Source organism: Salmonella sp. 32070601201500089SM (assembly GCF_017573605.1).
In the GTDB taxonomy this organism is placed as follows: Bacteria; Pseudomonadota; Gammaproteobacteria; order Enterobacterales; family Enterobacteriaceae; genus Salmonella; species Salmonella enterica.
In genome coordinates this window covers 262933-283812 of record NZ_JAGETK010000001.1, presented here as the reverse complement: position 1 = coordinate 283812, position 20880 = coordinate 262933, and the positions used below count along the sequence as shown (strand labels likewise).

22 protein-coding genes are annotated in these 20880 nt (G+C 53.4%); 7 read left to right on the top strand and 15 right to left on the bottom strand.

The annotated features are described in order from the left end of the window. Window positions 1-13: 13 nt before the first annotated feature. Window positions 14-241 (top strand): YccJ family protein, encoded by a 228-nt coding sequence (locus tag J4728_RS01350; protein ID WP_001143125.1) that lies wholly within the window; start codon window positions 14-16, stop codon window positions 239-241. Window positions 242-274: 33 nt separating this feature from the next. Here the strand turns inward: J4728_RS01350 and agp are convergent, their stop codons facing one another. The 5 genes from agp to J4728_RS01325 form a co-directional block, all read right to left on the bottom strand. After that, on the bottom strand, window positions 275-1516 hold the full coding sequence (gene agp, locus J4728_RS01345; protein WP_000749194.1) for a bifunctional glucose-1-phosphatase/inositol phosphatase: 1242 nt from the start codon (window positions 1514-1516) through the stop codon (window positions 275-277). Between the two features lie 132 nt (window positions 1517-1648). After that, the gene (locus tag J4728_RS01340) at window positions 1649-2155 is read right to left on the bottom strand and encodes a protein disulfide oxidoreductase (protein WP_208210964.1); all 507 of its coding nucleotides are present in this window, start codon (window positions 2153-2155) and stop codon (window positions 1649-1651) included. Beyond that, complete coding sequence (locus tag J4728_RS01335; protein ID WP_000876687.1) at window positions 2145-2768, bottom strand: DsbA family protein; 624 nt, start codon at window positions 2766-2768, stop codon at window positions 2145-2147. Before J4728_RS01335 ends, J4728_RS01340 begins: the two co-directional genes overlap by 11 nt. After that, a complete protein-coding gene (locus J4728_RS01330; RefSeq protein WP_208210961.1) occupies window positions 2765-4651 on the bottom strand; it encodes a protein-disulfide reductase DsbD family protein in 1887 nt (628 codons plus the stop codon). The genes J4728_RS01335 and J4728_RS01330 overlap by 4 nt, the downstream gene beginning before the upstream one ends. A gap of 48 nt (window positions 4652-4699) precedes the next feature. Then, complete coding sequence (locus J4728_RS01325; RefSeq protein WP_079947860.1) at window positions 4700-5062, bottom strand: copper resistance protein; 363 nt, start codon at window positions 5060-5062, stop codon at window positions 4700-4702. Between the two features lie 235 nt (window positions 5063-5297). Here J4728_RS01325 and cbpA point away from each other — a divergent pair, with 235 nt between their 5' ends. From cbpA to J4728_RS01310, 3 genes are all read left to right on the top strand, one after another. Further along, entirely contained in the window at window positions 5298-6218 is a 921-nt protein-coding gene (gene cbpA, locus J4728_RS01320; protein WP_000420603.1) for a curved DNA-binding protein, read from the top strand. Beyond that, complete coding sequence (gene cbpM / locus J4728_RS01315) at window positions 6218-6523, top strand: chaperone modulator CbpM (RefSeq protein WP_001284251.1); 306 nt, start codon at window positions 6218-6220, stop codon at window positions 6521-6523. Before cbpA ends, cbpM begins: the two co-directional genes overlap by 1 nt. Before the next feature lie 653 nt (window positions 6524-7176). Further along, window positions 7177-7539, top strand: coding sequence for an anti-adapter protein IraM (locus J4728_RS01310; RefSeq protein WP_001537781.1), 363 nt, complete (start codon window positions 7177-7179; stop codon window positions 7537-7539). Between the two features lie 407 nt (window positions 7540-7946). Here the strand turns inward: J4728_RS01310 and J4728_RS01305 are convergent, their stop codons facing one another. The 9 genes from J4728_RS01305 to hpaG form a co-directional block, all read right to left on the bottom strand. Then, window positions 7947-8885, bottom strand: coding sequence for an MBL fold metallo-hydrolase (locus J4728_RS01305; protein ID WP_001524477.1), 939 nt, complete (start codon window positions 8883-8885; stop codon window positions 7947-7949). 13 nt (window positions 8886-8898) lie between these two features. Beyond that, window positions 8899-9795 (bottom strand): 4-hydroxyphenylacetate catabolism regulatory protein HpaA, encoded by an 897-nt coding sequence (hpaA, locus tag J4728_RS01300; RefSeq protein WP_000336602.1) that lies wholly within the window; start codon window positions 9793-9795, stop codon window positions 8899-8901. 9 nt (window positions 9796-9804) lie between these two features. Then, window positions 9805-11181 carry a 4-hydroxyphenylacetate permease gene (gene hpaX, locus J4728_RS01295; RefSeq protein ID WP_208210959.1) on the bottom strand — a complete coding sequence of 459 codons (1377 nt, stop codon included), beginning with the start codon at window positions 11179-11181 and terminating at the stop codon, window positions 9805-9807. A gap of 71 nt (window positions 11182-11252) precedes the next feature. After that, window positions 11253-12044, bottom strand: coding sequence for a 4-hydroxy-2-oxoheptanedioate aldolase (hpaI, locus tag J4728_RS01290; RefSeq protein WP_208210954.1), 792 nt, complete (start codon window positions 12042-12044; stop codon window positions 11253-11255). Window positions 12045-12054: 10 nt separating this feature from the next. After that, the gene (hpaH, locus tag J4728_RS01285) at window positions 12055-12858 is read right to left on the bottom strand and encodes a 2-oxo-hept-4-ene-1,7-dioate hydratase (RefSeq protein ID WP_000884795.1); all 804 of its coding nucleotides are present in this window, start codon (window positions 12856-12858) and stop codon (window positions 12055-12057) included. A 144-nt stretch (window positions 12859-13002) separates the two neighbouring features. Beyond that, on the bottom strand, window positions 13003-13383 hold the full coding sequence (locus J4728_RS01280; RefSeq protein ID WP_023204324.1) for a 5-carboxymethyl-2-hydroxymuconate Delta-isomerase: 381 nt from the start codon (window positions 13381-13383) through the stop codon (window positions 13003-13005). 9 nt (window positions 13384-13392) lie between these two features. Then, window positions 13393-14244, bottom strand: coding sequence for a 3,4-dihydroxyphenylacetate 2,3-dioxygenase (hpaD, locus tag J4728_RS01275; RefSeq protein ID WP_000516978.1), 852 nt, complete (start codon window positions 14242-14244; stop codon window positions 13393-13395). 1 nt (window position 14245) lies between these two features. Continuing rightward, entirely contained in the window at window positions 14246-15712 is a 1467-nt protein-coding gene (gene hpaE / locus J4728_RS01270) for a 5-carboxymethyl-2-hydroxymuconate semialdehyde dehydrogenase (RefSeq protein ID WP_000723529.1), read from the bottom strand. After that, window positions 15709-16998: a 4-hydroxyphenylacetate degradation bifunctional isomerase/decarboxylase gene (gene hpaG / locus J4728_RS01265; RefSeq protein WP_000679210.1), complete on the bottom strand. Its 1290-nt coding sequence runs from the start codon at window positions 16996-16998 to the stop codon at window positions 15709-15711. Before hpaG ends, hpaE begins: the two co-directional genes overlap by 4 nt. Window positions 16999-17272: 274 nt before the next feature. On the opposite strand from hpaG, the gene hpaR reads away from it, so the two are divergent. The 3 genes from hpaR (at window position 17273) to J4728_RS01250 (ending at window position 20023) form a co-directional block, all read left to right on the top strand. Beyond that, complete coding sequence (gene hpaR / locus J4728_RS01260; protein ID WP_000543922.1) at window positions 17273-17713, top strand: homoprotocatechuate degradation operon regulator HpaR; 441 nt, start codon at window positions 17273-17275, stop codon at window positions 17711-17713. 217 nt (window positions 17714-17930) lie between these two features. Then, window positions 17931-19493, top strand: a complete 1563-nt coding sequence (gene hpaB, locus J4728_RS01255) for a 4-hydroxyphenylacetate 3-monooxygenase, oxygenase component (protein WP_000801496.1) — start codon at window positions 17931-17933, stop codon at window positions 19491-19493. A 17-nt stretch (window positions 19494-19510) separates the two neighbouring features. Then, window positions 19511-20023: a 4-hydroxyphenylacetate 3-monooxygenase reductase subunit gene (locus tag J4728_RS01250; protein ID WP_001195556.1), complete on the top strand. Its 513-nt coding sequence runs from the start codon at window positions 19511-19513 to the stop codon at window positions 20021-20023. Between the two features lie 332 nt (window positions 20024-20355). Here J4728_RS01250 and hiuH read toward each other — a convergent pair whose 3' ends face one another. After that, window positions 20356-20766: a hydroxyisourate hydrolase gene (hiuH, locus tag J4728_RS01245; protein ID WP_000833182.1), complete on the bottom strand. Its 411-nt coding sequence runs from the start codon at window positions 20764-20766 to the stop codon at window positions 20356-20358. Window positions 20767-20880: the final 114 nt, after the last annotated feature.

Here is a 20880-nt window from a genome sequence, read left to right as displayed (position 1 = left end):
CAGGAGGATTCGAATGCCAACTCAAGAAGCAAAAGCGCACCGCGTCGGCGAATGGGCAAGCCTGCGTAATACGTCGCCGGAAATTGCCGAAGCCATTTTTGAAGTCGCTCACTATGACGAGAAACTGGCAGAAAAAATATGGGAAGAAGGTAGCGATGAGGTGCTGATCAAAGCCTTTGAGAAAACGGACAAAGACTCGCTCTTCTGGGGCGAACAAATCATCGAACGTAAAAACGTATAACACAAACGCCCCCGCCTGCGCGGGGGCATATGGCTATTTTGCAGCAGTGTTCATGACGTTATCGAACTTATCCAGCGGACAGAAGCCGTTCGCATCCACCGGACATCCTTTCAGTTCCAGGGTTACCCTTTGCGCGGGCGATTTGAGCGTTAACGCTTCCGCATTGCGTAACTGCCGGGCGCTCTGGTAGACATACTCGATTTTCATCAAATCCCGGTTAGCGTTGCCGTCATGCCAGCGTTGGAAGACAAGCTGACCGCCAATCGGCGTTCTCTCATACTGGTCATGGAGCTGATAGGGTTTAAAATCCAGCGCCGTCAGCAGCGACGCGATATTGGAATCATGCCCCACCAGCACGGTAACCTTCGGCGCGCTAACGCGATCGGCAACCAGCACCTTATCGATATATTTCACCAGCGGCGCAGCGACATTGCGCGCCACCGTAGGTGAGGTAAACAGGCTGTCCTGGTAGCCGTTTTTCAGTTTTGACAGCACCTTCCACTGCCGATCGGTGTTAATCTTGCCCCAGGCGACCTGATCCATCGGAAACCCTTCGTAATATTGCAGGGTAAACGCATCCACCAGCGAGTTCCCTACTTTAAGCGGCCCCTGCACGCCAGGCTCTTGCTGATAGTTCGCGCTGAAGGTATCTTTCGCATCGATTAGCGAACACTGATGCTTCTCTTTGCAGGACGGCGAGTCCTGATAATGCGTTATCTGCTCAAGCAGTTTATAACTCTCATCAAGATGTAGCTGACTACGCGCCTTTTCCATCGCCTGTACGGCTTGTTGCCGGAACGCGGCAGAATCATCGGTAATTACCGGATTGAAGGTAGGGTCCATAGTGCCCATTTTTTCCTGATGATGAACAGGAATATCACAGCCGGGGAAAGCGCCGGTAATGAAAAATTGCGCGGTGGCGACGGTGCGCTGCAAACTATTCGCATAGGCATATACCGTGTCGGGCGCCGGACATTCTCCCGACGGTATCAGCCCCTGCGCGACCAGCCATTCACGTGTGTAGTGTCCCATATAGACTTCCAGCACGCCGCCTTTCGTCGTCAGTTCCCCGCCGGGAACGTCCCACGCCGGCCAGGCGTTCGGCGTCGACTGCGCCAGTACGCTGCCATTATTCGCCAGCGGCGCCCGCAGATTATGGCGGCTCATCATCAGCACCTGTTGTAATTGATAACCCTCCGGCGTTGTCTGCGCCTGTACGGCGGATGACAACAAAACAGCCCCTGCCACAGCAACAGCGAGTAATGATTTTTTCATCCCTATGACCTCTTGTTGTTATCAAATCGTTCTGAGTGTGACAGAAATGGATCATTTTTCCGGGAACGATTTCGCAAAACGGGGGTTTTTCTTACAGTAAACGCGTTAGCGCCGGGAAACCCCGGCGCATATTCAGAACGTTTTTGCCCACCATAGCCGAAGCTTCATGCCCCAGTAGCTGGTCCAGCCGCTGGTGGTGAACACAACCCGACCTTGTGAAACCACCACCAGCGTTGGCGTCACGCTGATTTCCCAGCCAGCGGATAAGGCGCCGTTAGCATCATTGACGACCGGGAAGTCAACGCCCTTGCGCGCCAGCCAGCGGGCAGCCTCAGCGTCATCGCCGGAGCGGAGCGCAACGGTCATGACGTTTTCCCCTTCCGCCGCCAGGCGAGCGACCGCAGGCGTAGTAAAGCGGCATACCCCGCACCAGCTGGCCCAAAAATAGAGCAGTACGGGGCGTTCTTCGCTCAATGTCGCCAGAGTTGTCGACTCTCCCGTCAGCGTACGTAATGGTGTCGTGGCAAACGCCGGAGGCGCCTGCGGCGCGCGCCAGACGTCCATGACCACCATTATCGCGATGAGGAGCGCCAGAAAAACCGCGGCTTCACGCAGCCAACGCCGCAGTTTACCCGCCATTGGCAGCCGCCAGTTTTTCTTTCACCACCGCTTCCAGCGTATCCCAGGGCACTGCGCCCGGAATCAGCTCGTCGCCAATGATCGTCGCTGGCGTTCCTTGCACGCCGACCAGCCTTGCCAACTGCAAATTAGTGCGTATCGTTTCCATGCTTTTTTCATCCAGAGTCACTGGCGTAGCCCCTGCTTTCTGCTGGGCCTGTTTAATACTGTCATCCGTATGGTAACCGCGCTTTTGCATGAGTTTTTCATGTAGCGCGAGGAACTGTTGCGGATGATCGCGCCAGGTGGTCAGCGCAATACGCGCCGCCAGTACGGAGCTCTCTCCTTTGAATGGCAGCGGTTTAATAATGACCGCAACGTCAGGATATTTCTGCACAATCTTTTCCAGCATCGGATCGAGCTGTTTGCAGTACGGGCAGTTGTAATCCGTAAAGTTCACCAGCGTCAGCTTAGGGTGTTTAGCGCCTATCCGCGGGCTGGCAGGATCGTTAAACAACGCCGCATGGATCAGATTTTCAATCTGCTTTTCCTGATCCGGCGTAAAAGGAGCGGTTTCTTGCGCGATGCTCAGCGTCGAAAACAGCGCCAGCAGTAAAACAATCATGTATTTCATTGGGTTATTCCTTTCGCTTTTTTCAACGTTTGTAATACCGCATCGCGGGTCAGCAAAGTGGGCAGTGCCTCCCCTTCCGGCAAGCCGGGGCCATATACCTGATTAAACGGCACGGCGACCTGGCCGCGCGTTTTCAGAAAATCTGTAATGGCATCGGACGGCAGCGTCCAGTCTCCCCGCAGCGCCACAACATCCGGCTGTTGCAAGGCAGCCTGCACATCCTCTTTTTGCAGGACGTTGTATTTATTCACTTTACAGGTAATACACCAGTCCGCAGTGACATCGACAAATACCCGCTTATGCTGCGCCAGCGCCGACTGGATTGCCTGTTCACTCAACGGTTGCCACTGAACCGTGTCTTGCGCGCTCTTTGACGCAGTGAAGCCGAAATGCGGCAGGAGTAACGTCGCCAGCCAGATAGCCGACCCCAGCATCATCAGACCGAGGATCCTGCGCAGGACATTCATCCAACGCCCGGGGCGCGGTAAACGTAGCGCAAGCCCTGGTCGTATCGCGACCAGTAGCCACGGCGCGCTCATTCCCAGGCCAAGCGCAAGGAACAGCCCCCACAGCGTCGGCAGCGACGCCGTGAGCGCCACCGCGACCGCCGTGCCCAGAAACGGCGCGCTACAAGGCGTCGCCAGCAGCGTGGCGAATGCCCCCTGCCAGAAATGTCCCGACATACCGTTACCGCCGTAAGTGGCCAGTTTCGTGGTCATAGATGAGGGAAGCCTGAACTCAAAAAGCCCGAACAGGCTGGCGCTAAACAACAACATCACCAGCGCCATAAAACCAATAAACCATGCATTCTGGAACTGAACTCCCCAGGCCAGCGCATGGTTTGACAGGCGAAGGAGGGTCATAAACGCCGCCAGCGCCATAAATGACGCAATGATACCGGCGACCGAAGCCAAAAATTGTCGCCTGATGTGAGAGCGGCTTTTTTCCTCTACCAATAAAATAGAGCCAAGTTTCATGCCCAGAACCGGCAGTACGCAAGGCATTAAATTAAGAATCAGCCCGCCGATCAGCGCCATCATTACAACTTGCCAGAAAGGTAGCGCCGCATTGTCCGGCGTTTGCGCTGGCGCAGCGCCAATGGTTTGCGTGCTCTCCTGGGCGATAGCGCCATCGGCTAACACGAGGGTCAGCGATTTGTTGCGCAAATCGGGCGCCTTTTCGCCCCAACTGTCCGTCACCGGCACCGTCGCCTGTAACCTGTCGCCCTCTACGCGCAGGCGAGGCTTCGCAAAATCGACGTCATCTATGGTGTCAAGATAGAGCCCGGGCGATGACCAGCCCGCCGCTCGCGTAGCAGTGACCACCAGTTCTCCCGGGCGATAGCCGACGTCAAGCGAGTCCGTTAGTCCACTGCGGAGCGGAACTTTACCCATCGCCCGCGCATAGTCATGGGCAAAATCGGCATTCTGCACAGTGGGCGTCACGGAAAAGGGGTAATCGGTCAACAGACAAACATTGCTGCAGGTTGATAACGTCAACACACCGCGCAAGGTCGCCGGCGGCGTACCGCGCACGATCATCGGAAAGGTCACCTCGTCGTGATATCCCTGGGTGGTGATATTCGCCACATCAAAGCGCGAGGGGGTTGGCCAGAACCAGCTTACCTCAGGCATGTCGCCTTTCCAGGCGATAGAGGGCGCCACGCCCCCTTCCCCCGGCGCGCGCCAGTAGGTTTTCCAGCCGTTTTCCAGTTTGACATCCAGCAACAGCCGGGTCTCACCGTTAGCGGACGTATCGGCACGTAGCCGTATGCTGGCATGGTCGTTATCGGGCGAACGCAGCCAGCCGCTTTCCGCCGCCCAGGAGACGGGCAGCCAAAGCCATAACAGGCAGAACAGTATCTGCCTGAACAAAATCATCATATTTTTTCTCCGTGAATGAGTAATTAACCGTTAGCAATAACCGGTCTGTCATTCACGGAAGACACAAAATCGTAGATGTACCCGTAATGTGGGCGGCGAAATAGCCCGTGGAGGCGAAAACGGCAGGCGCATGATCCGGACAGGCGCCAGTAAGGAAAGCAGTAGACAAAGCGCAAGGATAGCGCCTTCAAAGAGTACCGGAGGCGCCGCCAGCAGCGACTTGGCGCTTAATTCGCAGGGAGTGACCGGCGAGCCGTCATCTGTCGAGGAGGGAGCGCTGACCACCGCAGCAGAGGCCGTCGACTGCATCTGCAAGGCGTGCAGGCCCGCCATGCGTTGCGCGGTACAAACCATTACCACGACACATGCAAGGCAAAGAAACCACCAGCCCATCCGTTGTTGTTTCGCCATTGCGCCCTCACTGTTTAACGCGAGTTATCTTAGCCACTGGCGCGGTTTTGGCAACCTTTCCCCTGTAAAGTTATGTCGGCGCGCTGCGCAACCTTCTGATAGTCGAACAACGTAATTTATTCTTACTAATGATATAACTGGTGTTTTCATACGCACTTTTCAGGTTTACCCTACACTTAGTGGAGAAACCTTTTTGGGGTCCCTTCTGTATGTATTGATTTAGCGAGATGATGCTATGGAACTTAAGGATTATTACGCCATTATGGGCGTGAAACCGACGGACGATCTCAAGACGATTAAGACCGCCTATCGCCGACTGGCCCGCAAGTACCATCCAGATGTCAGCAAAGAACCCGATGCCGAAGCCCGTTTCAAAGAGGTTGCTGAAGCATGGGAAGTGCTGAGTGATGAGCAACGGCGTGCCGAGTATGACCAGTTATGGCAACACCGTAACGATCCACAATTTAATCGCCAGTTCCAGCAACACGAAGGCCAGCCGTATAACGCCGAAGATTTTGATGATATTTTCTCGTCTATTTTTGGTCAGCACGGTCGCCATTCGCACCACCGCCACGCCGCACGCGGTCATGATATCGAAATTGAAGTGGCGGTATTCCTGGAAGAAACGCTGGAAGAGCACCAGCGTACGATTAGCTATTCCGTCCCCGTTTATAACGCGTTCGGCCTGGTGGAGCGGGAAATTCCCAAAACATTGAATGTGAAAATCCCGGCTGGCGTCAGCAACGGGCAACGAATCAGACTGAAAGGCCAGGGCACGCCGGGGGAAAACGGCGGACCTAATGGCGATTTATGGCTCGTTATCCATATTGCCCCGCATCCGCTCTTTGATATTGTCAATCAGGATCTGGAAGTCGTCCTTCCGCTTGCCCCATGGGAGGCGGCGCTCGGCGCTAAGGTGTCTGTGCCAACGCTTAAAGAGCGTATTTTGCTGACCATTCCCCCCGGTAGCCAGGCAGGTCAGCGGCTGCGTATCAAAGGAAAAGGATTAGCCAGTAAAAAGCACACTGGCGATCTCTATGCCATCATCAAAATCGTTATGCCGCCGAAACCTGACGAGAAAACAGCTGCCCTGTGGCAACAACTGGCGGACGCGCAGTCGTCCTTTGACCCACGCCAGCAATGGGGGAAAGCATAATGGCTAACATCACTGTCACCTTTACCATCACCGAATTTTGTTTGCACACCGGCGTGACGGAAGAGGAGCTAAACGAAATCGTCGGACTTGGCGTAATTGAGCCTTACGAAGACGATAACGCCGACTGGCAATTCGACGATCGCGCAGCGAGCGTGGTACAACGCGCGCTACGCTTACGCGAGGAGCTGGCGCTCGACTGGCCAGGGATCGCGGTCGCGTTAACGCTGCTGGAAGAGAATTCGCGGCTGCGCGAAGAAAACCGGTTACTGCTGCAACGCCTTTCTCGCTTTATCTCGCATCCCTAATCCACGATAAAGGCAATAAACTGAGGGTGGGCTTTCTGCCCACCCCGGATTTACATGCACCCGGTATAATACCAGAATGCCTCTGACATACTTCCCCCAACGGAAGAAATATAGCCTTTCACCGCGCACAACCCGATCAACGAACCGCCAATGTCAGCCATTAATGCGCCATTGCGAAGATCATCGTTTAAATAAAGACCAGCCACACGTTCACATTTTTTAGATACGTCGGTTATTTTTACACGTTAGCGATCATTTATTGCCTGAAGAATATATTCTTTCACTGTTTTGTACTCTCTGGTTGATACGTACCTTCTCCCTGTCAATGCCGGGTAAAATGTACCGCTGCGCTTACAGGTTGCGGTATTTATAAATAAGAAATACAACAGTCACTTACAGTTTAATAATTGAGCGTTATAACATCCACTACCGCCCAATATTTACACCACGCCTAAAATACAAAAATGTAATAGAATGTAAACAAAATAAGAGCATAAAATAAATAACTTATTAAAAAATCAATATAAATAGAGTGGTCAATAAAAAACGATCGTTTTCAACGAGTTATGTTTCTCAGATTTTCATCTATCCTGAATAGGCTTACGGAAAATGTAATTTACACCATTGACTATTTCACTTAAAAGGTTTCTGTAATGGAATGGAAGGTCGTTGATACAGTTATAAGTCCCTCTACCGGAGTGTCGTTCTCATGCATACATAGCCTAAAAAATCTTAGATTGACCTTATGGTATCAGGCAGATGTTTACATGCCTCCAGGTAGCATTATCATCCCCTTTAATAAGGGGGTCTTAATAAACGATAAACTTTATCCCGTTACTGTTTACAACGTTACCAGGTTTAATCCTGTTCTATGGAAATCGCTTAAAGAAAATAGCCACTGTCCTGGTAACTGCAATCCTAAACCAGAAGCCTGCAGTTATCCTTTCGAGTGTCTGGTATCCGTTTGTCCATTTGGTTTAACCAGAAATATTCAAATAGATAATAAGAAAGTTTAGGAAATAAAGTATGCATTAGCCATACTACTGATTAAGTGTATTCGCGCACGTTTGCAGTATTTTGCAGTTAAATATGTTTGATATAAAAATTGTACAGTTCGGATATTTTTTGATTCGTTTAATCTAACCTTCACTTTGGCAACGAGGAGCCGGTACAGAGGATATTACTGATGGCCGGCAGACAAAGAAACGCATTGCTTTTAACACTGTATAAATTCCATCCGTGACATTCTTATTTAGTAATATTTCACCAGAGCAATCATCTTACCTTTATTGTGCATAAAAATCAGCAAGTAGTGTTTAGAAAAAATAATGTTTTAGACAAAAGCTCTGCGCGTCATGCTGATCGCCAAAAGCATAACGGGCTGACATCATGTCAGCCCGTGGGTTTACCCCTGCCCTGATACTTACGGTACGCTTATCGTCATATTGTCATGACCGACAATGACAGGGCCCGGGTAATTTTTCATGGCTTCCTGTTGCCAGACGTCATCCGCAACCGTCGCAGGCACCAGATGACTTAACACCAGTTTTTTCACGTGGGCCTCGCGAGCAATCTTACCGACATCTTCAATCGTGGTGTGATGCGACGCAATCGCTTCAGCCAGCGTTTTTCCGTTGCCAATACTATTAGCCAGTTTTGCTACCGAAGGGACATGTACCGCCTCATGTACCAGGATATCCGCCCCTTGGGCAAACGTTGCAAGCGGCGGAAACCAGGACGTATCGCCAGAGAAGACGATTCGCTTACCCTGGGTATCAAAACGGTAAGCAAACGCTTCACCGTCCGGGAAAGGGGAATGAGGCACTTTTAGCGCGCTTATTGTGACCAGTTCATCTTTATAGATGACGCCCTGGCCAATATCGGTCGCCTTAACCAGGTTGCGCGGATCGGGTTTCCCCTCTTCCTCCATGCGTAGCGTGATATCCCTGTCAAAGACCTTCCAGCTAGCCTTCGTCATCGCCTGGGTTCCCGGCGGGCCATACACCTGTATGGTATGGTCTTTCAGACCACTTGCCCAGGCATTCATCAGCAAGGAAGGATAATCCAGTATGTGGTCGCTGTGCAGATGGGTGAGCAAAATAGTATTGATGTTGCGCAGTGGAATGCCGTTTTTCACCAGTTGCAGACTGGCGCCGTAGCCGGCATCTATCAGCCATATTTTATCGCCGATAGTGAGCGCCGTCGCTTGCGGTAGTCTGGCTGTATTGAGCAAAGAAGGCCCGCCTTTGGTGCCCAGTAAAACAATGTTGATCTCTTGAGGCGCAGGAGTACCGGCAGCAATGGCAAGTTGGCTTTGCGCCAGCATACAAACCGCCAGCATAGCGACGCTTTTTTTCATCATGTTTTTACTCTTCTTAGTTGAGAAAAGAGGGAACTTCACGTTGGCGAAACTGCGAAGGAGAACAGCCAGCAAGGCGATTAAAGAAACGGGCGAAATAAGCCGGATCTTTAAAACCTAATTGCCAGGCGATCTCGTTGACAGCATTGTCGGAAAAAAGCAGCAGTCGTTTCGCCTCGCGTAATTGCCGATCAAAAATCAGGCGTTTAGGCGGGCGATTAGCAAAACGTCGGCAAATATCGGTCAAACGAGATTCGGTAATATGCAGCTCGCAGGCATAATCGGGCACCGTCCAGTGCTGATGGAAGTGGTTGTCAATTAACAGGGTAAAGCGCTGAAAAAGTTTCAGTTCACCGCGCATCCCGGTTGCGGCGTGATCGTCCAGCTTCGCATTACGCAACAGCAAGGTAAATACCGCCTGCGCCAGTAGCACCAGGGTATGTTCGCAGCCAGCCAGTTGTTCCGTGGACTCCCGCTCAATTAGCTGCCAGTAATGTTTGAGCGCCGCCAGCTCGTTGGGTTTATCCGCCAGCGACAGACAGATTCCCGGCAGGCCGAAGGCCTCTCTGGTGCCGGGATAAAGCACTTCCAGCAGCGGCCAAACCAGCTCTTCGCGTACCGTCAGAACATGGCCATCGCTATCCGATTCGGTAATAAAAGCATGCGGCACCGAGGGCGGCGTAAGCACAAATAGCGGCGCCTGCACCGAATAGCGATGATCGTCGAGCTGTAGCTCAATCTGCCCGGTATCAAGAAAGTGCATTTGAAAAAACTGGTCGTGGCGATGCGCCTGCATATCACGACCAAAGAAATCCGCCATACGAGCAAACGACTGATAATGCACATCGTTACTGCCCATGCTTTCGTCATACTCTTTGCTGATATCAATATTGGCGATCGCACGTTGGCACATAGTTTCTCCTCAAGGGGTGGCGCGCGGACGCGATGCTTTCATGGGAATGAGCCAGATAATGGCGGCGCCGATGACTAACAGAGAAGCGACAAACCAGAGTCCGCTATTGAAGCTACCGGTGATATCTTTTAGCCAGCCAATCATAAACGGGCTAAGCGCGGAGCCAATATTGCCGGTGGCATTGATGACCGCAATGCCTATCGCCCTGGCGCGTAAACTGATCGACTGATCCGGCGTGGTCCAGAAGATCGCCATCGCGCTAAAGGAACCCGTGGATGCCATCACGATCCCCAGGAGCTGGATCAGGTTATGGTCGGTCGCCGACGCCAGCAGCCAGCCCGCGGCGGCAAACAGGAACGGCAACGCCGTGTGATGTTTACGCTCCTGATGTTTGTCCGAATGGCGGCTCCAGTAAATCATGCCCAGAATAGTACAAATCTGCGGGATCGCCGCCAGCAGGCCGATGGTGATATTGCTACTGCCTTCATTAAAACTTTTCAGGATTTGCGGCGTCCAGATACTAATGGCGCTAAGCGTATTGGTAAGGCAAAAATAGGCCAGCGTATACATCAGTACAATTGGCGTGAATACTTCGCGCCACAGACTACGCTGCTGCATGGCGTTATGGCTGATGGCCCCCTCCGGCTGAACCAGCGTCAGGCGGTCATTATCCATCATCTCCTGCAAACATTTTTTATCCTCTGCCGTCAGCCATTTGGCTTTTGCCGGGGTATCATCCAGGTAAAACCAGACCATAATGCCTAACAAAACTGACGGAAATCCTTCCAACAGGAATAACCACTGCCATCCATGCAGATTGAATATGCCGTCCAGCGATAAAATATAGCCGGAGACAATCGACCCCAACGCGGTAGTGGCCGGCATGGCAATCATAAATAATGCGTTGGCGCGGGCGCGGAAAAATGCCGGGAACCAGTAGGTTAAATAGAGCAATATTCCTGGCAAAAAGCCCGCTTCGGTAATGCCCACCAGCATTCGCAGCACATACAGGCTTTTCGGTCCCACCGCGAACATCGTGGCGGTAGATGCAATGCCCCATAGCACCATAATGGTCGCAATCCAGCGGCGGGCGCCGACGATGCTCAACATCACGTTGCTGGGAATGCCGAAAATGACGTAGGTGGCGTAAAACAGCGTCGTGGCAAGGCCAAACATGGTGGCGCTTAACCCCAGATCCTGCCCCATCGTCAACCCGGCAAAACCGATGTTGATACGGTCTAAAAACGAGAAGATAAACAACACGAATAAAAATACGATCAGTCGGCGGAACAGTTTATTTATGACGGTTTGTTGACCCGTGCTGAGCGCGTTGTGCGAACCGACAGACTCGGGGCTTTCCGGAAGTGCAGATGATGTGTCGCTCATTTTTTTTCCTCTGATGGGAATTTTGTAGGGTACTACGGTTGCCCGGTAGCGCTGCGCTTACCGGGCCAGGCTTAATAGACGCCGGACGCACCGGACAGCTTTTTTTCTGCGCCAAAGCGCGCCGCCAGCGCCTCCGCTCCGCGCGCCAGCAGCGTGGTGTCAACGCCGACGGCGACAAATAGCGCCCCCAGTTCCAGATAACGTTTCGCCAGTGCTTCATTGGCCATCAGAATCCCCGGCGCTTTCCCCGCCGCGCGTATCTGCACGATGGCGTTCTCAATCGCCGCCTGCACTTCCGGGTGCTGCGGATTGCCGGCAAAGCCCATATCGGCGCTGAGGTCCGCCGGGCCGATAAACACGCCGCCAATGCCATCCACGTCGAGAATTGACGCCAGATTGCTCATCGCCTCACGCGTTTCAATCTGCACCAGTACGCACATGGCGTCGTTGGCCTGGTGGAGATAGTCCGGAATGCGATTCCAGCGCGATGCCCGCGCCAGCGCGCTGCCCACGCCGCGAATACCAGCAGGCGGATAACGCGTAGCCGCCACGGCGTTTCGCGCTTCATCAGCATTCTGCACCATCGGTATCAGCAGCGTTTGCGCGCCGACGTCGAGCAGTTGCTTAATCTGTACCGGATCGTTCCATGACGGACGCACCACCGGCTGGCTGGGATAAGGCGCAATCGCCTGCAACTGGGTCAACACCGTCTGCACGTTGTTTGGCGCGTGTTCACCGTCAATCAGTAGCCAGTCGAAGCCGGCGCCCGCTAACAGTTCAGCGCTGTAACTGTTGGCAAGCCCCAGCCACAAACCGATTTGCGGGCGCCCCGCTTTTAACGCGTCTTTGAAAGCATTTTTCATCGTTTTTTCCTTACACAAACCGGCAACTGATCGCGCCCATGTTGCCGTAATCGACATGGAAGGTGTCGCCCTTGCGCGCCGGCACCGGGCGGGTGAACGAGCCGCCGAGGATGATCTGCCCGGCTTCAAGCTGGACATCGTAGGGGGCAAGCTTGTTCGCCAGCCACGCCACGCCGTTGGCCGGATGATTCAGCACGCCTGCGGCGACGCCGGTTTCTTCGATCACGCCGTTGCGATAGAGCAGCGCGGAGATCCAGCGCAGATCCAGCTCGTCTGGTTTGATGGGGCGACCACCGAGGATCACCCCGGCGTTGGCGGCGTTGTCGGAAATGGTGTCGAACACTTTGCGCGGACGCTGGGTTTCCGGGTCGATGTTGTGGCTGCGGGCGTCAATCAGTTCCAGCGCCGGAATCACATAATCCGTGGCGTTGTAGACGTCGAACAGCGTGCAGTGAGGGCCGCGCAGCGGTTTCGCCAGCACAAACGCCAGCTCCACTTCAATACGCGGGACGATAAAACGGTCGGTGGGGATATCGCCGCCGTCATGGAAGAACATATCGTCAAGCAGCGCGCCGTAATCCGGTTCGCTGATTTGCGAGCTGGCCTGCATCGCTTTTGAGGTCAGGCCGATTTTGTGGCCTTTGAGCGTGCGCCCTTCGGCGATCTTGATATTGACCCATTCACGCTGTACGGCATAGGCATCTTCAATAGTGATGTTGGGATAATCCAGCGACACTGCGCGAATCTGTTCACGCTGTTTTTCAGCCTGATTAAGTCGCTGGGCGATCAGGGTATGGGTCTGTTTATCGAGCATAGTTGCTTCCTGTTACGTCATTCGGTGCTGCTGCGCCGAGTGGCGACGCGGGTGCGTCTTACCCGGCCTACGGTTCGGTATTGCTTCGTGCATCGTTTTTTTTGTAGGCCCGGTAAGCGCAGCGCCACCGGGCGAAAGAGTGTGCTATTTAAATAACGCGTGTACGTTGTTTTGTTTGTAATTGAGCGTCGGATGTAACTCGGCAATCTCAAACGACAGCGCCAGATAGCGGTTCTCCATCAGGTCGGCGAAGTGGGCTTTAATCAGCCCAAACAGCATTTCGCCGACTTCCTGACGGCTCTCCAGGCTGCGCCCGGCGCCGATTTTCAGCGTCATATGCACAAACGCGTAATCATGCTTACCGTCAGCCATCTGCCAGGTACCCAGCCAGTGGGCGCGACTGCGGATACCACCGATGGGGAAAATCCCGCTGGCGGCCAGCGCCTCGTTTACTTTGCTGAACAGGCTTGGTAAATCAGCCTGCTCGCGAATATTTTCAGTACATTCAGCAATAAAGTGCGGCATAAACACCCCTTACGCAGGCAGCGGGAAAACAGCGTTTACCTGGCCGGTACCGGAGCTGGCGAACAGGTCGGTGATGAACTCCACCTTGCCGTCGTATTTGTCCCAACCCAGCATTCCCAGCAGCATGACCGTGTCGTGCATGTTGCCTTCGCCGTAGCAGTAGTCGGCGTACTCCGGCAACATGGTGCAAAACTCCTTGAATTTGCCTTCGCGCCACAGCTTGACCACGCGCTCGTCCATTTGATGATCGAACTCGCGGGTGTAGCTGTTCATCCCCTCTTCCGCCCGTTGGTCGTCAATAAAACGGTGCGACAGAGAACCACTGGCGAATACCGCTACGGTACCGTCATATTTCTCAATCGCCTTGAGAATGGCTTCGCCCAGTCTGCGACTGTCGGCAAAGTCATGAACAGTACAGAACGCCGAGATGGAGACCACTTTGAAGTGCTTGTCGCTGTTCATGTAGCGCATCGGCACCAGCGTGCCATACTCCAGCTTCAGGCTCGGGATGTTGTGCGCTTTAGCGCGCACGCCCAGTTTGACCGCCTCGTCGGCGATCAGATGGCCGAGCTCCGGATTACCGTCATAGTCATAGGTCATGTCGCGAATAAAGTGCGGCAATTCGTTGCTGGTATAGACGCCCTGGAAATGGTCGGCACAATTAATGTGGTAAGCGCTATTCACCAGCCAGTGGGTGTCGAATACGATAATGGTGTCAACGCCCATTTCGCGGCAACGCTTGCCAATTTCAATATGCCCATCAATGGCTGCCTGACGACAACCGTGATTTTTTCCTGGCAGTTCAGAAAGATACATCGACGGCACGTGGGTAATTTTTGCTGCTAACGCTAACTTGCCCATATCAAACTCCCCATTTTGGGATAGGATGGTCGCCCATTGAGATGCAGACGTTTTTCATTTCCGCAAACACTTCGAAGCTATATTCGCCGCCTTCGCGCCCGGTACCGGAGGCTTTCACGCCGCCGAACGGCTGGCGCAGGTCGCGGACGTTCTGGGTGTTGACGAAGACCATGCCGGCTTCAATCCCACGCGCCAGGCGCAACACTTTGCTCACGTCCTGGGTCCAGATATAAGAGGCCAAACCGTATTCCACGTCGTTCGCCAGGCGTAACCCTTCCGCTTCGTCTTTGAATGGCAGCAGGCAGGCGACCGGCCCAAAGATCTCTTCCTGCGCGACGCGCATACGGTTATCGACATCGGCCAGCACGGTTGGGCGCAGGAAGTTACCGCCTTTCAGATGCGCAGGCAGGTCAGTGGGTTTTTCCGCACCGCCCGCCAGCAGCGTTGCGCCCTCTTCAATGCCGAGGCGGATATAACCGGAGACTTTTTCCCAGTGCTGTTGGCTAATCAGCGCGCCGACCTGAGTGTTCGGGTCGGTCGGATCGCCGACACGCAGGCGATTCGCGCGTTCGGCAAAGCGCTTCACGAACTCAGGGTAAATGCTCTGCTGGATAAAGATGCGCGACCCGGCGGTGCAGCGTTCGCCGTTGATTGAGAAGATGGTGAACAGCGCGGCGTCCAGCGCGCGCTCAATGTCGGCATCTTCAAAAATCAGCACCGGCGATTTACCGCCCAGCTCCATCGAGTATTTTTTCAGGCCGGCATTTTTCATGATATTGCGACCGGTGGCAGTACCGCCGGTAAACGACACCGCACGCACGTCATGGTGGCGTACCAGCGCATCGCCCGCCGTCGCGCCATAGCCCTGCACCACGTTCAGCACCCCTGCCGGAATTCCTGCCTCCAGCGCCAGCTCGCCCAGCCTGTCAGCAGTCAGCGGCGACAGCTCGGACATTTTGAGCACCGCGGTGTTACCCAGCGCCAGGCACGGCGCGACTTTCCAGGTCGCGGTCATAAACGGCACGTTCCACGGCGACACCAGCGCGCAGACGCCGACGGGCTGCACCAGCGTATAATTGAGCATTTTATCGTCAACTGGGTAGGTCTTGCCGTTCATCTGCTGGCACACTTCGGCGAAGAATTCGAAGTTATGCGAGGCGCGCGGGATCAGCACGTTTTTAGTCTGGTGAATAGGCAGACCGGTGTCGGCGGTTTCCATCGCCGCGATTTCCGGTACGTTCTGGTCAATCAGGTCACCCAGACGACGCATCAGGCGCGCGCGCTCTTTCATCGGCAGGTTGGCCCATTTCGGGAACGCCTCTTTTGCCGCCGCGACAGCCTGGTTCACCTCTGCTTCACCGCCGGAGGCCACTTCCGCCAGCACGTCACCGGTCGCCGGGTTAGTGGTCTGGAAGTAGTCGTTACCTGCAACATTTTTGCCGTTAATCCAATGATTTATTTTCTTCATTTTGCGCTCTCCTCACTGACGATTCGGTTAACCAGGCGGCCCACGCCTTCTACTTCCACGACAACTTCATCCCCCGGCACCACATCGGAAAGCCCTTTCGGCGTACCGGTGGCAATCATGTCGCCCGGTTGCAACGTCATAAATTCGCTCAGATAAGAAATCAGGAACGGGATGCTGAAGATCAGATCGGCGGTCGTCCCTTCCTGGCGCAGCTCACCGTTAACAAAGGTGCGTAACGTCAAGTTGTGCGGATCAGAAACCGCCTCTTTATCCACAATCCACGGGCCTATCGGCGTCAGGCCGTCGCGGCTTTTTACCCGCAGATTCGGACGGTAGTAGTTTTCCAGATAGTCGCGGATCGCGTAGTCGTTACAGACGGTGTAACCGGCCACATACTCCATGGCTTCGGCTTCGCTCACCTTACGCGCCGTTTTGCCAATCACCACGACCAGCTCGGCTTCGTAGTGCATATATTCGACGTTGTTCGGGCGCACCGACGTTTGGTGATGTTCGGTAAAGGTGTTTGGCGCTTTGATAAATACCAGCGGCTCTTTCGGCGGCGTAAATGCCAGCTCGCTGGCGTGATCGGCGTAGTTCAACCCCAGCGCAAATAACGTACCCGTCGCTGACAGCGGCCACGTAAACGTCTGGTGGCGGGCGAATTCATCTTCTGCGACAACCGGATTTTCCAGCGCGGGTAAACCTTTCGCCAGAATACGCACCCGATCGCCGGGACGCAGCGCAACGCGATTCTGCGGCGTACCGAGTAAGATCGCATCGCCAGGGTTAAGCGTAGCGAACTCACTTAACGCGCTAAGTAGTTGTGCGGCGCTACGCTGTAAATCGGCAGTATTCCAGTGGTCCGCTTCTCGTCCGTTGATTTCCGTGATAATGGTGAGGTTATCCACATCACTCAGCGGTGCCATTTCACCCAGCGGGCAAAAGCCATCGCGACATTTCGCTTTAATCGCCGGGCGATAAAAGCTCTCTTCCGGCAGGCTGACCTCGTTAGCCAGCGCATACCCGGCGATATAGTCCGCCGCCGCTTCAGGGCGTATCCGGCTGGCGGTTTTCCCCACAATGAGCGCCACTGTCGCGCCGCTCAGTACCTTTTCTCCCTGCGGATAAGGAATGGGTTCGCCGTGACGAATCACCGTATTACGCGGTTTGATGAACCACACTGCGGTTTTAGGCGGCGCATTATAGGGAGGCTGAGAGAAAGCCTCTTGCCAGGCATCAAGCTGACTGCGATGGTTTAACGCAACGGCGAAAACAGTACCCTTCATACATAAACTCCTCAGGCCGATTCAACGGGCTGTGATTTCATTAATATATTAATGATTAGATTTATGCTTTCGCTGTACATTTAGCAAGCTGAAGTAAAGTATTTGTGATGTGATTAACAATATTTTCACAAATTTATTATTAAATGCATACATATCAAAGAGTTAAATAAAACCCCTTGTTTCTGTTAAACTTTGGACATAAAACAGATGTCATAGCTCACATCGGTAAACACGATTATTCAGGTATTAATAATTCTGCAAAAGAGAAACGCTTATGCATGATTCATTAACCATCGCCTTGCTTCAGGCGCGCGAAGCGGCAATGACCTATTTCCGCCCCATCGTTAAAAGCCACAATCTGACCGACCAGCAATGGCGCATTGTGCGAATCCTGGCCGATAGCCCCTCTATGGATTTTCACGAGCTGGCCTTTCGTACCTGCATTTTGCGTCCAAGTCTGACCGGAATATTGACGCGCATGGAGCGAGACGGACTGGTGTTGCGACTCAAGCCGGTTAACGATCAGCGTAAGTTATATGTCATGTTGACGGAGCAGGGACAAACGTTGTACGCCCGTGCCCGAAGCCAGGTAGAAGAGGCTTATCGAAAAATTGAGGCCGATTTCACGCCCGAAAAAACACAGCAATTGATGCTGCTGCTGGACGATCTTATTGCCCTTGGACGCCAGCATCCTGATAGCGAAGCGGAAGCATAGTATTCTTACCTTCCCACGCCGCCGACACGGGAATCCCCTCCCGCTTACAACGTTGACGGCGATCGCATTTTACTCTTCTTCTTCGACGTTCATCTGAAAAGTACCCGCCGTTGTCCTGAAAGTCTCTTCACAGTTTACGCTTCTGCCTATTCAATTAAACAACAAATAAGAAACATATTATTAACAAAACATTCCGATTAATGAGGAAGAGGCCGCAATGAAACCTGAAGATTTTCGTACTGATAACAAGCGTCCGTTAACGGGCGAAGAGTATTTAAAAAGCCTGCAGGACGGGCGGGAAATTTATATTTACGGCGAACGCGTTAAAGATGTTACGACACATCCGGCATTCCGCAATGCCGCAGCCTCTGTCGCACAACTGTATGACGCATTACATAAACCGTCGATGCAAGATACCCTATGCTGGAATACCGATACCGGCAGCGGCGGTTATACGCATAAATTTTTCCGCGTTGCGAAAAGCGCAGACGATCTGCGCCAACAGCGTGATGCTATCGCCGAGTGGTCACGCCTGAGTTACGGCTGGATGGGACGCACACCGGATTACAAAGCCGCCTTTGGTTGCGCCCTGGGCGCTAACCCAGCCTTCTACGGCCAGTTTGAGCAGAACGCCCGCAACTGGTACACCCGTATTCAGGAGACCGGCCTGTACTTTAACCATGCAATCGTCAACCCGCCCATTGACCGCCACAAACCTGCCGACGAAGTGAAAGACGTCTATATCAAGCTGGAGAAAGAGACGGACGCCGGGATTATTGTCAGCGGGGCGAAAGTCGTCGCCACTAACTCCGCCCTGACTCACTACAACATGATTGGTTTCGGCTCAGCCCAGGTGATGGGCGAAAACCCGGATTTTGCTCTGATGTTTGTCGCGCCAATGGATGCCGAAGGCGTAAAACTTATTTCGCGCGCCTCGTATGAAATGGTCGCGGGCGCGACGGGCTCGCCGTTTGATTATCCACTCTCCAGCCGCTTTGATGAAAACGATGCCATTCTGGTGATGGACAAGGTGCTGATCCCGTGGGAAAACGTATTAATTTACCGTGATTTCGATCGTTGCCGTCGCTGGACGATGGAAGGCGGCTTTGCCCGTATGTATCCACTGCAAGCCTGTGTTCGTCTGGCGGTTAAACTTGATTTCATTACCGCGCTGCTGAAAAAATCGCTCGAATGTACGGGTACCGTAGAGTTCCGGGGCGTGCAGGCCGATCTCGGCGAAGTCGTGGCCTGGCGCAATATGTTCTGGGCATTGAGCGATTCTATGTGTTCCGAAGCAACCCCGTGGGTAAACGGCGCCTGGCTACCGGACCACGCCGCGCTGCAAACCTATCGTGTGATGGCCCCAATGGCCTACGCGAAAATTAAAAATATTATTGAACGTAACGTTACCAGCGGCCTGATTTACCTGCCTTCCAGCGCCCGCGATCTGAATAATCCGCAAATCGACCAGTACCTGGCGAAATACGTACGCGGCTCTAACGGAATGGACCATGTTGAACGTATCAAAATTCTTAAATTGATGTGGGATGCCATCGGCAGCGAGTTTGGCGGTCGCCATGAGCTGTACGAGATTAACTACTCGGGCAGCCAGGATGAAATTCGTCTGCAGTGCCTGCGTCAGGCCCAGAGCTCCGGCAATATGGATAAGATGATGGCAATGGTCGATCGCTGCCTCTCCGAATACGATCAGAATGGCTGGACGGTTTCGCATTTGCACAATAACGACGACATCAATCAACTGGATAAGCTGCTGAAATAACGCGGCAGGAGGTTCTCATGCAAGTAGATGAACAACGTCTGCGTTTTCGCGATGCGATGGCAAGTCTGGCGGCAGCGGTCAACATCGTAACCACGGCGGGTCACGCCGGACGCTGCGGTATCACCGCAACAGCGGTCTGTTCCGTCACCGATACGCCGCCCTCCGTGATGGTATGTATTAATGCCAATAGCGCCATGAACCCCGTCTTTCAGGGCAACGGCAGGCTGTGCATTAATGTACTTAACCATGAGCAGGAGCTGATGGCGCGCCACTTTGCCGGTATGACGGGGATGGCGATGGAAGAGCGTTTTCACCAGCCATGTTGGCAAAACGGGCCGCTGGGCCAGCCGGTACTTAACGGCGCGCTGGCCGGTCTTGAAGGCGAGATCAGCGAGGTACAAACCATTGGCACGCATCTGGTGTATCTGGTGGCGATCAAAAATATTATTCTTAGCCAGGATGGGCATGGCCTGATTTATTTCAAACGCCGTTTTCATCCGGTCAGACTTGAGATGGAAGCGCCTGTTTAACCGTCACTCATGCCCACAAGCGGGATAACCACCGCTTGTGGGAGAAGAGTCGATACGCTGAAGATTTTTATTCCCGCCGCGATGTTTGCTCGCCATAAATCGCGGCGATTAATAAAATCTGAGAGCCTATCCCACCAGGCGTTATTGGCGCAGCCAGTTTGGACACGGACAGCGCGCAAAAACCGGAGCGTACACGTAGTACGTGAGGTTTGACTCGCTACGCTCGCCCTTCGGGCCGCCGCTAGCGGCGTTCAAAACGCTAACGCGTTTTGGCGAGCACTGCCCAGGTCCAAAATGGCAAGTAAAATAGCCCTAATGGGATAGGCTCTAAATTAGCTCCCGCGATAGGTTGAATAACCATACTGACTTAATAACAGCGGCACATGATAGTGCTCATTCGTTTTGCTGATATGAAACTCGACGGGAATCTCCGGGAAAAACGTATCTAGTTTTTTACTTTCAAAATACTGGCCGGTTTTAAAAATAACGCGATAATCCCCCGGCGCGGCAGCTTTTTCGGGCCACAGTGCTTTAATACGTCCATCCTGGTCGGTATGCCCGGTGTTTAATTGCGTCCATCCGTTATCCTTTTTCTGCTCCAGTACCACCTCCACGCCGGGCGCTGGTTTGCCTGTTTGCTGATCGAGAATATGTACGCTGAGAATATTGTTGCCAGCGGCCAGCGCCATTGCCGGGGCTGCAACAAGAGATGCTATCGCGGTAGCCAGTATATATCGTTTCATGCTTCACTCCTTTACGGTATTGATGCAGGAAAATATATCTGGCGCGTCCAGGATTAACCTTACACGGACATGACAATTATGTCATCTTGTTGGAGATTTACGGATTCACTACCA

Bases quoted from the DNA above. Each gene is read 5' to 3' on its own strand.
- hpaX (WP_208210959.1), bottom strand. From the start codon at position 11,181: ATGAGCGACACATCATCTGCACTTCCGGAAAGCCCCGAGTCTGTCGGT.
- hpaE (WP_000723529.1), bottom strand. From the start codon at position 15,712: ATGAAGAAAATAAATCATTGGATTAACGGCAAAAATGTTGCAGGTAAC.
- J4728_RS01305 (WP_001524477.1), bottom strand. From the start codon at position 8,885: ATGATGAAAAAAAGCGTCGCTATGCTGGCGGTTTGTATGCTGGCGCAA.
- J4728_RS01335 (WP_000876687.1), bottom strand. From the start codon at position 2,768: ATGAAATACATGATTGTTTTACTGCTGGCGCTGTTTTCGACGCTGAGC.
- J4728_RS01325 (WP_079947860.1), bottom strand. From the start codon at position 5,062: ATGGCGAAACAACAACGGATGGGCTGGTGGTTTCTTTGCCTTGCATGT.
- cbpM (WP_001284251.1), top strand. From the start codon at position 6,218: ATGGCTAACATCACTGTCACCTTTACCATCACCGAATTTTGTTTGCAC.
- J4728_RS01250 (WP_001195556.1), top strand. From the start codon at position 19,511: ATGCAAGTAGATGAACAACGTCTGCGTTTTCGCGATGCGATGGCAAGT.
- cbpA (WP_000420603.1), top strand. From the start codon at position 5,298: ATGGAACTTAAGGATTATTACGCCATTATGGGCGTGAAACCGACGGAC.
- agp (WP_000749194.1), bottom strand. From the start codon at position 1,516: ATGAAAAAATCATTACTCGCTGTTGCTGTGGCAGGGGCTGTTTTGTTG.
- hpaH (WP_000884795.1), bottom strand. From the start codon at position 12,858: ATGCTCGATAAACAGACCCATACCCTGATCGCCCAGCGACTTAATCAG.
- hpaD (WP_000516978.1), bottom strand. From the start codon at position 14,244: ATGGGCAAGTTAGCGTTAGCAGCAAAAATTACCCACGTGCCGTCGATG.
- J4728_RS01330 (WP_208210961.1), bottom strand. From the start codon at position 4,651: ATGATGATTTTGTTCAGGCAGATACTGTTCTGCCTGTTATGGCTTTGG.
- hpaA (WP_000336602.1), bottom strand. From the start codon at position 9,795: ATGTGCCAACGTGCGATCGCCAATATTGATATCAGCAAAGAGTATGAC.
- hiuH (WP_000833182.1), bottom strand. From the start codon at position 20,766: ATGAAACGATATATACTGGCTACCGCGATAGCATCTCTTGTTGCAGCC.
- hpaB (WP_000801496.1), top strand. From the start codon at position 17,931: ATGAAACCTGAAGATTTTCGTACTGATAACAAGCGTCCGTTAACGGGC.
- hpaG (WP_000679210.1), bottom strand. From the start codon at position 16,998: ATGAAGGGTACTGTTTTCGCCGTTGCGTTAAACCATCGCAGTCAGCTT.
- J4728_RS01340 (WP_208210964.1), bottom strand. From the start codon at position 2,155: ATGGCGGGTAAACTGCGGCGTTGGCTGCGTGAAGCCGCGGTTTTTCTG.
- J4728_RS01350 (WP_001143125.1), top strand. From the start codon at position 14: ATGCCAACTCAAGAAGCAAAAGCGCACCGCGTCGGCGAATGGGCAAGC.
- J4728_RS01310 (WP_001537781.1), top strand. From the start codon at position 7,177: ATGGAATGGAAGGTCGTTGATACAGTTATAAGTCCCTCTACCGGAGTG.
- hpaI (WP_208210954.1), bottom strand. From the start codon at position 12,044: ATGAAAAATGCTTTCAAAGACGCGTTAAAAGCGGGGCGCCCGCAAATC.
- hpaR (WP_000543922.1), top strand. From the start codon at position 17,273: ATGCATGATTCATTAACCATCGCCTTGCTTCAGGCGCGCGAAGCGGCA.
- J4728_RS01280 (WP_023204324.1), bottom strand. From the start codon at position 13,383: ATGCCGCACTTTATTGCTGAATGTACTGAAAATATTCGCGAGCAGGCT.